This is a genomic window from Acutalibacter muris (assembly GCF_002201475.1).
Taxonomy (GTDB): Bacteria; Bacillota; Clostridia; order Oscillospirales; family Acutalibacteraceae; genus Acutalibacter; species Acutalibacter muris.
In genome coordinates this window covers 1,075,479-1,087,809 of the sequence record NZ_CP021422.1, presented here as the reverse complement: position 1 = coordinate 1,087,809, position 12,331 = coordinate 1,075,479, and the positions used below count along the sequence as shown (strand labels likewise).

The following is a 12,331-nucleotide window of genomic DNA, read 5'->3' as shown; positions in this document are numbered from 1 at the left end:
ATGATCTCTCCCTTCAGGTATTTCCTCTGCTTCCCTATCTCACCGTTATCTCCGCCACTGAGCACCCCGGCAACATAAACCTCACTCTGCCGCCCGCCGTCGCTATATCCTCCAGCACGGCCGGTTCAAGATTCTTGGGATGGTCAAAGTCGTTAAACGCCCCCATATTCCCGGCCAGTATTCGGCCCGCGGCGCTGTTTACCCTCATGCCCGAAGCCTCAAGCTCTATCTCAAGCCGCCTGTCCGCGTCCAGGTTCGCCGCCGTAACGTGTACTGTCCCCTCGCTGTCCATCGAGGCGGATATACTCAGGTCTGCCACGCCTCCGACGTCCTCTGTTTCAGCAAAGCTTCCCAGAAGCCTTGCGTCCTGATGACACTTATACAAATCGAACACGTGATATGTGGGAGTGAGCACCATTTTATCCCCCTCGGTGAGGATAACCGCCTGGAGTACATTTACCATCTGGGCTATATTGGCCATAACCACACGGTCGCAATGGCTGTTAAAGATATTCAGGGTCAGCGCGGCAGCCATGGCGTCCCTCATGGTGTTCTGCTGATAGAGGAACCCCGGGTTAGTCCCCGGCTCCACATCGTACCAGGTCCCCCACTCGTCCACAATGAGCCCCACCTTATGCTCGGGGTCGTACTTATCCATTATTTGGCCGTGCTTTGTCACCAGCTCCTCCATATAGGCCGCGGCCTGCAGGGTGGCGTAGTACGCCTCCCTGGTGAAGCCTGTGGCCGGGCCCTTCTGGTCCCACTTCCCCTTTGGCACGGCGTAGTAGTGCATGGTGATGGCGTCGGCGAAGTCCTTCACCATAGGCATAATCTTCTCCGTCCAATCGTAGTCATCCGTATAAGGGCCGCAGGCTATCCTGTAGAGCTTATTCTCCCCATAGTCCCGGCAGTAGGTCTGGTAGCGCCGGTACTCATGGGCGTAGTACTCAGCCTGCATATTCCCCCCACACCCCCAGCTCTCGTTGCCGACCCCAAAATATTTTATCCGCCAGGGCTCCTTTCGCCCGTTCTCCTCCCTGAGCCTGGCCATTGGGGACTCGCCGCCGAAGGTCATATACTCCACCCATTCGCTCATCTCCTGCACGGTTCCACTTCCAAGGTTACCGTTTATGTACGGCTCACAGCCCACCTGACGGCAAAACTCCAAAAACTCGTGGGTGCCAAAGGAATTATCCTCTATGACCCCGCCCCAGTGGGTATTGACCATGCGCTTACGCCCCGCCTTCGGTCCTATGCCGTCCTTCCAGTGGTACTCATCGGCAAAACAGCCCCCGGGCCATCGGAGCACGGGCAATTTAATGTGCTTGAGCGCCTCCACTACATCCGTGCGCATACCGTTGATGTTCGGGATTGATGACCCCTCCCCGACGTACAGGCCGTTATATATGCATCGGCCCAGATGTTCTGAGAAGTTGCCATAGATGTTCCTGTTAATCCTGCTTCTTTTGTCCAGTGCGTTTACGATTATTTTTCTCAAGGTACTTCCCCCCCTAATAGTTAAATTGGGCAGGCGAACCTGCCGCCTGCCCAATTTCTTCCGGCTTTATTCGTCTTACTTAAGAGCCTCCGCATAGCGGTCATATGCCGACTGCCAAGCGCCCACAACGTCCTGCAGGCCCATGCTGTCCAGATCCTTCAGGTACTGGTCCCACTCGGCCTCAATGCCGCCGTCCCGGAGCCAGTGGGAGGCCCTCTCCTCGGTGAAGGACTTCAGGTCGCTGAGGCGGTCGTTGATAACATCTATCTCCTCCTCGGTGTAGACGACGTTGGGATAGGACTCGGTGCTGTCCACATAGTTGAACCAGAAGTCCCTCAGGTCGTCCAGCCTCTGCTGGGCGCGTGCCTCCATGTAGAAGTACTTGCCGTAGTCCTCAGTGAGCTGGCGGGTGGGTCCAAGGAGCTCGCTCTTGCTCTTGAGCTCGCCCTCGGTCTCGCCCTCCTTGAGCTCGATGGTGTTGTACACACCCTTTTCGTCGGGAGTCTCGTCAAAGAACACGCCGATGGGGCCATAGTTGCACTGCATACTTATCATTGGGTCGTACATCTGGTCAACCCAGTTGAGAAGGGTCTTGGGATCCTTGCAGGCGCTGGTGACCGCAAACTGGTCGCGGGAAACAGTAGAGGTCTGGTTGAGGTTTACGTGATGGGTGCCGTCGGGGCCGTCCAGCACGGGCAGGTAGGCGTAGTCTTCGGCGCGGTCATAGCCCACGACCTCGGGGATCTCCCACCATACGAAGGTGCCAAGGCGGGCGTCCTCGCCGTTGCCCTTTGCGATGTACTGGCTACTGTCCTGGGAGAAGACCTCGATGTCTATGAGCCCCTCCTCGAACCAGCCGTGGAAGTAGGCGAGGGCGTTCTTATACTCCTCAGAGGCCGCCTGATAGTAGACCTTGCCGTCCTTAATGGCCCTGTGGTCTTCGTTATAGTCGGTGCACCCGAAGGGGGCCCAGAGGGTGGTCATATTTGCGCACCATGCGCCGTTGTCCCAGGGGAATATGAAGGACAAGGGGATCTCGTCATTGGGGTCGCCATTGCCGTTTACGTCCTGGTTCTTGAACTCCACCAGCACGTCATGGAGCTCGTCTATGGTCTTGGGCATCTCCTTGTTCACAGCCTTGAGCCACTTGGTGTTGATGCAGGTGAACTGGGGGATGGAGCCTATCTCGTAGGTATTGCCGTCCTTGTACTCAAAGCCCATCTCGCCAAAGTTCGGCAGGGTGTAGATATGCCCGTCGGGCATGGTGCAGGCGGCCAATGCGTCCGGGCGCACCTCCAGCACGGACATGAGGTTGGGCATGGTCTCCTCGTTGATGTAGTCCTCAAGGGGTATAAAGAGGCCCCTGGTGCCGCAGGTCATTATCTCAGCGTCCTTGAGCTGTGCCGCCATAAAGGCGTCGGGCATACTGTCAGAGCCTGCGTTGAGCATCAGGTTCTTCTTCTCGGTCAGGGTGTCGCCGGAAACGCAGTTCCACTCGATGGTGACGCCCTTGGCCTCGTTCATCTGCTGTACGATGGGCTTCTCGCTGTTGTCAGGGGACAGCTCGCTGACCCCCGCGAAGATCTTGAAGCTGGTCTGCTTCTCGCCGTCGTCGGGTGTTGATGCAGTGCTGCTGTCGGCAGCACTGCCCTCGGAGCTCGAGCTCCCGCCTTGGCTGCTTGAGCCTGAGCTGGAGTTGTCGCCCCCTGTGCACGCCGCCAGGCCGGCCACAAGGGCCAGGACCATCGCCAACGCCGCAAGTCTTTTCCAAATGCCTTTCATGATTTTTCCTCCGTTTATAAAATATTTGTTTTAGAAAGCCGTCAGCCTTTTACAGCCCCGACTGTAAAACCTTTTTCAAAATACTTCTGCACGAACGGGTACGCAATGAGCATGGGCACCGAGCCCACAACTATCGACGCGAACTTTATAAGCTCCTTTATCTTGTTGGCCTCGGCATAACCGCCGTCCATGTTGCCCATCATTGAGGTCATGGCCTGACTCTGTATGAGTATCTGCCGTAGGGCCAGCTGAAGGGGATACTTGGCCTTGTCGTTCATGTAGATGAGCGCCTGATACCAGTCGTTCCAGTAGCCCACCATGGTGAATATCACCATGACGGCGATTATAGGCTTTGCAAGGGGCAGGGCTATCTTGAAATATGTTCCAAGGTTGCCGCTGCCGTCTATGGAGGCCGCTTCGTAAATCTCGCCAGGGACGCTGGTCTCAAAGAAGGTGCGGGTGACTATCACGTTGTACACCGAGATGCCGCCGGGCAGGATGAGGGCCCAGACGCTGTCCAGCAGCTGAAGCTTTGACACCACCAGATAGGTGGGGATGAGCCCGCCGTTAAAGTACATGGTAAAGACGAAGAAGAGCATTATCGCCCGCCTGAAGGGTAAGGTCTTCTTTGACATACAGTAGCCGGTGGTGATGGTCATGGCCACTGTCACCACAGTGCCCAGCACTGTATACCAGATGCTGTTAAGGTAGCCCATGGCGATGGCGGGCTCCTTGAAAACCCTGGCATAACCCTCGAAGGTTATGTCCGCCGGGAGCAGGAAGGTATGTCCCGCATAGACCTCGTAGGGGTTCGATATGGAGGCGATAAGCACATAATACAGGGGGTATGCCACCACTATCATTATCACTGCCATAAGGGCATAGTTGAAAATGTCGAAGATCCTGTCGGAGGATAAGCCCCGCTTTTTAGCCGTAGTCTCTTTCATACTGCCGCCTCCTTATATAAAGCTCACATCCGAGAGCCGCTTGCACACCCAATTCACCACAGCAAGAAGCACGATGTTCACTGCCGTATTGAAGAGGTTCACCGCCGTTGAGAAGCTATACATGGCCTTCAAGAGACCCTGCTCGTACACGTAGGTAGAGATTATCTCAGAGGTCTCCTTGTTAAGGGGAGTCTGTAACAGGAAGGCCTTTTCAAAGCCCACGTTCATCAGGCTGCCGAAGGACATGATGAGCTGTATGACTATAATGGGCACCAGCACCGGGATATCTATATGCAGTATCCTCTGCCAGGTGTTCGCCCCGTCTACCTTCGCCGCCTCGTGGAGGGAGACGTCAACGCTTGAGAGGGTAGCGAGATAAATTATGGTGCCCCAGCCCGCGTCCTGCCAGATGCTGGAGGATATGTATATGGTGCGGAAGGCCGAGGAGGAGTCGATGAAGTTCAAATTTGCCGGGGTCCCGAGGAACTGGGCAAGGGTGCTTATTAGTCCACCTGTGGGCGAGAGGAATATCCTCAGCATACCGCAGAGTACCATCACAGAGATAAAATGGGGAGCGTATATCACCGTCTGGGTCACACGCTGGAATTTTTTGTTCTTCAGCTGGTTTATAAAGAGGGACAGCACTATGGGTATTGGGAAAGTCCACAGGATGCTGTAGAGGCTCAGCAGTACGGTGTTTGTGATCATACGGGTGCTGTTATAGTTGCTGAAAAAGCGTTCGAACCATTTGAGCCCCACCCACTCGCTGCCGAAGAAGCCGTCCACGGGGTTGAAGTCCCGGAAGGCTATCTGTACGCCGTAAATGGGCGCGTACTTGAAGACGGCGGTAATGACTATAGGGATGAGCAGCAGCAGATAGTATTCCCAGTGCTTTGCTATCCGCCTGCCCAGGCTGTGCCCCGCCTGGACGGCGGTAGCGGACTTTAGCTTTGACATAATACCCCTCCTAATGGATATCTTGCGCTTCAACAACTTGAAACGTATCACGTTGTTATTGTACACCCTATCAGTCCATATGTCAATAGTTATTTACAAAATAATATGAATTTTTTTGTGTCTTAATTGCATAGTGCCGAATACACCATTGTAGTCGCCACAAAAAATTTGAATCGTTATGAGAAATAAAAAATTTCGTTGCAAAGCAGCGCCGTTTTCTATATAATATAATTTAGAAACATATCCAAGGAGTGAACCACGGAATGGCAAAAAAAAATGCCCCCACCATAAAGGACGTGGCCCGGGCGGCAGGAGTTTCAGTTGGAACAGTCTCAAAGGTGATAAACGGCATCGCGGTGCGCAAGGAGTCCCAAAGGAAGGTGCAGGAGGCCATAGAGGCCCTGCACTATGAGGTGAACACCTACGCCCGGGGGCTGAAGATATCAAAAAGTGGCCTGGTGGCCCTTATCGTCCCCAACACGATGAACCCCTTTTACGCAACTTTTGCAGATCATATCGAGGCCGCGCTGTATGAGCACAGCTTGAAACTGATACTCTGCTGTTCTGACGAGATCCCCGAGAAGGAGCTGGAGTACCTTAACTCCGCCAAGCAGAACAAGGTGGACGGTATAATAGCCCTCACCTACTCAGATATCGGAAGCCATATCACCGACGGCACGCCCATCGTGGTCTTTGACCGCTTCTTCGAAAACAGAAGCATCCCCCGGGTGGGCTCGGACAACTTTACCGGGGCCTGCATGGCAGTTGAGAAACTGTTGGAGCTGGGATGCCGGCACCCGGTGTATATCCGCTTCCACTCTAAATTCCCCGGCGAGGCCGACAAGCGCCGGGATGGCTACCTTTACGCCTGCCAGCGCCATAATCTCGAGCCGGACTACCTCGACATGGTAGACGACGGTACATGGCGTGAGGCATTAGGGGAGTTCTTGGAGAGACACAAGCGCCCGGACGGCTCCCTCACCTTCGACGGGGTCTTCGCCCACACGGACTTCCATGGCTACCACTTCATGAAAATGCTGACGGAAAACGGCTACAGAGTTCCGGAAGACGTGCAGCTGATTGGCTTCGACGGCATCGAACGCTTTGGCACCCCCGGGGATTACGTCATCTCCACCATGTGCCAGCCCGTGCGGCAGTTGGCCCAGAAGTGCGTGGAGATTATTCTCTTGGAGGACAGGAGCACTGTGCCCAGCTTGACGCTATTGCCAGTCACTTACTGCTATGGCGGGACTACACGGGAGCCAGGAAGGTAGACAGGGCGGCTTCATACAGCGCCGCTCTCCACCCTCGCTCTCCTAATAATTGTCTGAAAATTAGACCCGGGAGGAAAATATTATGACGGTTCAAATTACAGCACGATATCTCTATTTGCCCGTAGACAAGAACAGCCCTGTGGTAAAACTGCATTTCTTTTATCATAGAGAGAAATTTCAAGAGATCGATATCAGTCCTGGCGCGGACGCTGTGGATTTCTACAGCGCTATGGACGTGGAGAGATACATAGGCAAAGCCATAGAAATTGCCGGGGACCTCCCGATGGGCGCGCAGGAGAAGATCCACTGCGAAGACAAAAGACCTTCCGCCAAATATGCTTTTCGCCCTCAGATACATTTTACCGCGGAAACCGGCTGGCTCAATGACCCTAACGGCCTTATCTATGCGGACGGCGTGTACCACCTTTACCATCAGTGGAACCCCTTCGGAACAGAATGGGGAAATATGCACTGGGGACACGCGGTAAGCAAAGATATGATAACCTGGGAGCATAGGCCCGTGGCCCTGGAGCCGGACGAATATGGCACGGTCTTCTCTGGGTGCGCATGGCGGGATAGTGATAATACGGCGGGATTTGGAAAGAATGCGCTTCTTTTTTTCTATACAGCTTCAGGGGGATGCAATCAATGGTCGGTCGATGCCGTAAACCCGCACACCCAAAGGCTTGCAGTGTCCCTGGACGGCGGCGGAACGCTGGAAAAGCGCGGCATGATTTTGGGCCATATTAAGGGCGATAATCGGGATCCCAAGGTGTTCTACCACAAGGAGAGCGCCGCCTATATTATGACGCTGTTCCTGGACGGTAACGAGTTTGCTATTTTCCGCTCCCAAGATTTACTCCACTGGACGGAGAGCCAGCGGCTTATTGCGGAAAATATGCAAGAGTGTCCCGATCTGTTCCGGCTGGAGGTGGACAATGTCCCCGGGGAGAAGAAGTGGGTGTTCTGGTCTGCCGATGGATATTACATGGTGGGCGAATTTGACGGCTGCAGGTTCACGCCGGAGACAGAGGTACTGGCGGCTTACAGCACAAGCCTGGGCTACGCGGCTCAGACCTTCGCGGGCATGGAGGGCCGCACGGTGAGCGTGGCCTGGCTCCGCACAAAGAGCGACCGGGGGAATTTCAGAGGAATGATGTCCATTCCCACAGAGTTGTCCCTGGTGAAGCAGGGAAACAGCTGGAAAATGTGTTTCCGCCCGGTAAGGGAGCTTTGGAGGCGCTTTTCGGAAGGCCGGGAGTTTACGGCCGAGAATGGGAAAGTCGCGGTTCCCATGGGAGGCAAGCCGGTAATCGCGGTGATAAGCTGGAAACCGGGTGAGAAGCATATTGTAAAGGTCGGCGCGACGGAAATTGAGGCCGGAGCCTCCGCCCAGCCGCTTACCTTGATAGCAGACCACGGCATTGTGGAATATTTTGGTGACGGCGGCAGGGTATACGGCGCGATAGAGGTCGAGGAAAATATCCTGGACAGGGACATTGCAGTTAATTCCGGCGCAGAAAGTGTCCGTGTCTTTGAAATGCTTGATGCCTAGTTGGAGAAGATCCTTGCATGAGCTTATCATTGCCAGCAACGCGCTGAAAAAGCTGTCGTCGGAGCCGGTGGTATCCTGGATCTCGGTGTTATATGTGTTTCTGTGCAGAGAGAAAGCTGGGGTGTATGCGGCACAGCCCCTGGCCCCAAGGGTCGACACCACCAGCTTAACACCCTGCCCCGGCAGCTCTGCAGCGCCATCGGCCATGTCATCTTTCTCGGAGAGAAGTGTCAGTTCCGCCTCGGAAACTTTCATTATATCAGCCTTTCCCACGAGGCTCCTCATGGCAGCTATACCTTCGGCCCGGGAGCCCCAGAGGGGCGGCCGCCAGTTGGGGTCATAGGCTGTGATCTTCCCGTTTTCCCTTGCATAATCCGCTAAAGCAGGAAACCCGCGCTGACCACTGCTCAAAATATCCGCTATATCATATACCTCCAGTTTTAAGATTTACCAGATTTATCTCATTACCATCTCCTGATCCCCAGGCAACTTAACGGGCACGGGGGCGGGCTCGCTCAAGTACCAGTAGGCGGTGGTGGTATAGTCGTCGTACCGGGGCCCGGTCCAGCCCAGGTTGTCCATCACCATGCGGAAGTCATGCTCAAAATACACCGGGTCCTTCACGTGCCAGCGGTACAAAAGGAACCGCTGTTGCTGGTTATAGAGCTCCGAATCACTGCCAAGAATGGCGTACATGCCCACATAGAGCCCGGAGAAGGTCTGGTACCTGTGCTGGTACACGTCGTTGCCGAAGGCATAGGCCCCGCAAAAATAGTCCTCTGTGCCGGTATAGTTCAGGCTGGGGCGCTTGTCGCCGTCAATATACATCTTGGCCTCCCCCTCCACCCAGCAGGTATTGTGGCCGTTCACCCCACAGGCCAGGGTCATGCCCGCAAAGCTTCCCTTTCCCCTGATGCCGTCGATAACAGTATAGCTCCTGCCCCGCTCCACCGGGTGCTCCTGACGGTATGCCGCGTGGAAATAGCCGCTGCTCTCAGGCACCGCCCCGTGCCAGCCGGAAATCATATAGAAGAGAGTCTGCTTCTCTGCCCCACGGTTCTCCATGGTGATGCGGCAGCGCTTCTTGAAGGGCATCTCCCAGTAGCAGTTATAACCCCTGCCCGGCGCCACCAGCACCATGGCCGAGTTCAGCACCGGGTAGTTCCCGTCCCTGTCGGCGAAATTCTCGTCGTAGGCGCACCCAAAAAATGCTGAAATTGGGGCCTCCACCGAGGGCCGCTCCATATCGTCCCAGTAGATGCGTAGGATAAACGAGTGGCCGATATAGCCCGTGAACCAGATATGGGTTATCATGCCGGGACCCTGGGTGTCACAGAGGGTGGCGGTCTCCCCGGGCTGGATGTCGATGCAGGGGCGAAGCTTCTCACAGTCGCCGCCCCTAGTACCGCCGCCCTTGGCTCCGGTGGGGTTTTCGGCGGAGAAGGCGAAGGTCGTTCGGTCTTGCATGGTGTAGATGGGCATTTTAGACACTCCCTTGCAAAAAAAATTTGACTTGAATCGTTTTAACTATAGTATCACAAATAAATCTGAAAAACAAGAGGGAGACGGTCCTGTTGTTTTTCTCCAGTTCATTCCGCAAACCCCGGGTCAGCCCTGAACCTGTTGACGGTTTTGTCCAGTATCACCTGGCTCTCTGTCCCGGAGTCCATGACTGTATTTTCCACCGCACCGGGTTCCGCCAGCACCGTGGTGACCTCCAGGGACTCTGATTCTTTCGCGCCCAGCAGTGCCCCCACCTGCATGGAAAAGCAGGAATCCCCCGCCGCGCCGGTATCCTCAGGGGCAGTGGCGACAACGTGATTATTGGAGATAAAATTGCCCCTGCCGGAGGCAACGCGGATAATCACCGGCCTCACTCCTTCCGGCTTGAGGTGCTTTGTTTCAATGACTTCTGAAATATGGTTGCCTGTCACGGTATTGTTGTAACCGTTTATGCACACCAGGCCGAACCGATCGTCAAGCCCGTTGTCGTGCATCTGCATGGGGGGGCCAGGGCTCGTGGTCGCGGAGGATATGGTTGGATGAGATCAGGTTTTCCGAGCAGACGCCCCGCATTTCTATCACGCCGGGGTAGAAGGAGTGCAGGCGGTTCCCGGTCACCAGGGAGCGGGTCACGCCGTCAAGGCAGATGCTGCTGGAGCCCCTGGGGAACACATTGTTGGAGGATATCAGCAGCCCGCCGAAATTCTCGGCGTAGATAGAGTACCCCTTGTACCCCGCGCCAATCAGATTGTCTGTGACCTTTGACGCCTGCCCCCAGCCCCGCAATTCGATACAGCTTCCGCACTCCGCAATGAAATTATCATGGATGCTCAGAGCGTCTGCCTGGCAAAGGTCAGCCCGTGCTCCAGATAGACCAGCCCCATGCCGTTGATGCGGAAAGAATCGTGGGGGCTGGCAAAGTATATACCGGTTTTCCCATTCACATAGGTGTTCTCGGGGTTGGGGGCCCCAGTATTTGACTTTGTCTTCCAGCGCGATCTCCTTAGCAACTGTAGCCTCTTTCTTGCCGTCGATGGTGGCGGTGGTCTTCAGCTTGGGCTGGCGGATGACTACAGTCTGGTCGTCATCGTCGATGTCGGCGTGAACGGCAACCTCGATGCCATCATGGTAAAGAGTCTCGAAGGCCACGACTGACTTCCCAGCCAAGCCGCTGGCGTTGAGGGTGAAGGAGAGGTCAACTGTTCCGTCGGCCTTATCGGGTGTGAATTCGGTTTCGGCGGTGACTTCCTTGCTGTCTATCAGCAGCTTTTCTCCAGTTGATTTGTCCATGAGCACGCCTTTGACAATGTAGGTCTTGCCCGGGGTGAGGTTGGAGTAAGCCACGGTGTCTATCAGAGTGATTTCCTCCAGAGGAGGTACCAATTTGTTGCCGTCCACGGTAGCGGTGGTCTTGATTTCGGGCTTGTCAGGCGTGGTGAACTCCACGGTCTGGCCCTCATCGGTGATGTAGGCATGAACGGCCACTTCCTTGCCCTCATGGTACAGCGTTTCAAAGACTACCACGGACTTGCCCGCAAAATCAGAGGCGTCAAAGGTAAAGGGAATGTCAATGGTCCCCTCGGCCTTGCTTGCCCGGAAGGTGGCCTCGGCAGTGATTTCCTTGTCATTCACCATCAGCGGTTTGCCGGTAGCCTTGTCCATAAGCACACCCTTCACGGTGTATTCTTTGCCCGGAATCAGGCCAGAGTATTTCACCGTGTCGATAATGGTAATCTCGCCAACCGGCTCTGCGCTATGCTCCCCATTGGCGGTAGCAGTGGTGCCGATCTTCGGCTCGGTAAACTCTACGGTCTGGCCCTCGTCCTCTATGTCCGCATCGTACTCAAACCGGCCTATCCCATAAGAGCGGGTCTCAGGAAGAAACAGTGCATCGAGAATACGTTCTTTCCAGTTGGGAGCGGTCAAAATGCGCATTTGCCGCACCCCCATCTCGTTCAGCGGCACAAAATGAATATACTGGTATGCTGCGTCCGACCGCATGGTTTTTCGCTGCCCGGCACTTTTCTCTGAGAATGACTGCAAAGCAATTTCCTCAGAGGCCCCTAAAAGGATCGCGGAGTCCACCGTCTGCACCCCGGCGTTCAGGCGGGCAAGCTCCGTCAGATAGTAGACGGTCTTGACCTCGCCCATGCCGTTCCACTTCATTGCCGCCTTACGGGTGTTGTATACCCCGTAACATGAGCCGGGACAGAAAGCCGCACCCACCATCCGGGTGAATGAAGTTTTGTTCAGCTCAACGCTGGAAACCTTTTTCACATCTCGGGAAAGGTACAGGGCGGGCCCGTCGGGAACGGTCTGGAGCCGTTCCTCGTTTTGCAGCTTTGGCAAGACATATGGACGAATCTCCATCCCTGCCCGCATACAGACTGCCGTCGCCTCTGCCACCCGGTGATGGCGGTCCAGGTGTAGGTCATCTCCGGGAAAATGATGGTCCCAGAAAGAGCCCATATAGTACCGGTAAGCATCCGGGTGGACCCAATCCAAGATATGTAATGCCCCCCGGTACAGCCTGACAGTTTTGGCACGCCCGCCGCCTGTAAGTGTAAACAGCCTGCACACCATCTCCTCGCCGGTCTGGGAGTTGCGGATACGCTCGGGAGATGTGAGTTTGACGATAAGGGCCTTATAGACCCGCTCACTCCCCAGCAGGTGGAGGGATTGAAAGGGGAACTCCCCCAGAAAAGACAGCAATGTACCCATTTCCAGCACATGACTGCCGGGCCGGAATTGAATCAAAATATCACCCCATTTTTTGAATGAACCTCCGACATTGTAATCACTCTCTCGGTCGAAA

General features: G+C 55.2%; 9 protein-coding genes and 1 pseudogene. 2 read left to right on the top strand and 8 right to left on the bottom strand.

Translation table 11 applies throughout. The annotated features are described in order from the left end of the window. Nucleotides 1-34: 34 nt before the first annotated feature. The 4 genes from ADH66_RS05465 to ADH66_RS05450 all read right to left on the bottom strand — a co-directional run bounded on the left by ADH66_RS05465 (nucleotide 35) and on the right by ADH66_RS05450 (nucleotide 5,184). Nucleotides 35-1,498 carry an alpha-N-arabinofuranosidase gene (locus tag ADH66_RS05465; protein ID WP_066534684.1) on the bottom strand — a complete coding sequence of 488 codons (1,464 nt, stop codon included), beginning with the start codon at nucleotides 1,496-1,498 and terminating at the stop codon, nucleotides 35-37. Nucleotides 1,499-1,573: 75 nt separating this feature from the next. Then, nucleotides 1,574-3,280 carry an extracellular solute-binding protein gene (locus ADH66_RS05460; RefSeq protein ID WP_066534687.1) on the bottom strand — a complete coding sequence of 569 codons (1,707 nt, stop codon included), beginning with the start codon at nucleotides 3,278-3,280 and terminating at the stop codon, nucleotides 1,574-1,576. A gap of 41 nt (nucleotides 3,281-3,321) precedes the next feature. Then, nucleotides 3,322-4,227: a carbohydrate ABC transporter permease gene (locus ADH66_RS05455; RefSeq protein WP_066534689.1), complete on the bottom strand. Its 906-nt coding sequence runs from the start codon at nucleotides 4,225-4,227 to the stop codon at nucleotides 3,322-3,324. Nucleotides 4,228-4,239: 12 nt separating this feature from the next. Then, complete coding sequence (locus tag ADH66_RS05450; protein ID WP_066534692.1) at nucleotides 4,240-5,184, bottom strand: ABC transporter permease; 945 nt, start codon at nucleotides 5,182-5,184, stop codon at nucleotides 4,240-4,242. 263 nt (nucleotides 5,185-5,447) lie between these two features. Here ADH66_RS05450 and ADH66_RS05445 point away from each other — a divergent pair, with 263 nt between their 5' ends. Further along, nucleotides 5,448-6,458 carry a LacI family DNA-binding transcriptional regulator gene (locus ADH66_RS05445; protein ID WP_066534695.1) on the top strand — a complete coding sequence of 337 codons (1,011 nt, stop codon included), beginning with the start codon at nucleotides 5,448-5,450 and terminating at the stop codon, nucleotides 6,456-6,458. An 82-nt stretch (nucleotides 6,459-6,540) separates the two neighbouring features. After that, on the top strand, nucleotides 6,541-8,013 hold the full coding sequence (locus ADH66_RS05440; protein ID WP_066534698.1) for a glycoside hydrolase family 32 protein: 1,473 nt from the start codon (nucleotides 6,541-6,543) through the stop codon (nucleotides 8,011-8,013). An 18-nt stretch (nucleotides 8,014-8,031) separates the two neighbouring features. On the opposite strand, the pseudogene ADH66_RS21625 reads toward ADH66_RS05440, so the two are convergent. The 4 genes and pseudogenes from ADH66_RS21625 to ADH66_RS05420 all read right to left on the bottom strand — a co-directional run. Next, nucleotides 8,032-8,424, bottom strand: a pseudogene (locus ADH66_RS21625) (PfkB family carbohydrate kinase); the annotation flags it as partial. 45 nt (nucleotides 8,425-8,469) lie between these two features. Further along, nucleotides 8,470-9,495, bottom strand: coding sequence for a glycoside hydrolase family 172 protein (locus tag ADH66_RS05430; RefSeq protein ID WP_066534702.1), 1,026 nt, complete (start codon nucleotides 9,493-9,495; stop codon nucleotides 8,470-8,472). Between the two features lie 107 nt (nucleotides 9,496-9,602). Then, nucleotides 9,603-10,016, bottom strand: a complete 414-nt coding sequence (locus ADH66_RS05425) for a hypothetical protein (protein WP_066534704.1) — start codon at nucleotides 10,014-10,016, stop codon at nucleotides 9,603-9,605. Next, entirely contained in the window at nucleotides 9,991-12,273 is a 2,283-nt protein-coding gene (locus tag ADH66_RS05420) for a VaFE repeat-containing surface-anchored protein (protein ID WP_088364378.1), read from the bottom strand. The genes ADH66_RS05425 and ADH66_RS05420 overlap by 26 nt, the downstream gene beginning before the upstream one ends. Between the last annotated feature and the right edge of the window lie 58 nt (nucleotides 12,274-12,331).

Excerpts from the sequence above, each read along its gene's own strand:
- ADH66_RS05460 (WP_066534687.1), bottom strand. The coding sequence starts at position 3,280 with ATGAAAGGCATTTGGAAAAGACTTGCGGCGTTGGCGATGGTCCTGGCC.
- ADH66_RS05455 (WP_066534689.1), bottom strand. The coding sequence starts at position 4,227 with ATGAAAGAGACTACGGCTAAAAAGCGGGGCTTATCCTCCGACAGGATC.
- ADH66_RS05450 (WP_066534692.1), bottom strand. The coding sequence starts at position 5,184 with ATGTCAAAGCTAAAGTCCGCTACCGCCGTCCAGGCGGGGCACAGCCTG.
- ADH66_RS05445 (WP_066534695.1), top strand. The coding sequence starts at position 5,448 with ATGGCAAAAAAAAATGCCCCCACCATAAAGGACGTGGCCCGGGCGGCA.
- ADH66_RS05440 (WP_066534698.1), top strand. The coding sequence starts at position 6,541 with ATGACGGTTCAAATTACAGCACGATATCTCTATTTGCCCGTAGACAAG.
- ADH66_RS05430 (WP_066534702.1), bottom strand. The coding sequence starts at position 9,495 with ATGCCCATCTACACCATGCAAGACCGAACGACCTTCGCCTTCTCCGCC.
- ADH66_RS05425 (WP_066534704.1), bottom strand. The coding sequence starts at position 10,016 with ATGCAGATGCACGACAACGGGCTTGACGATCGGTTCGGCCTGGTGTGC.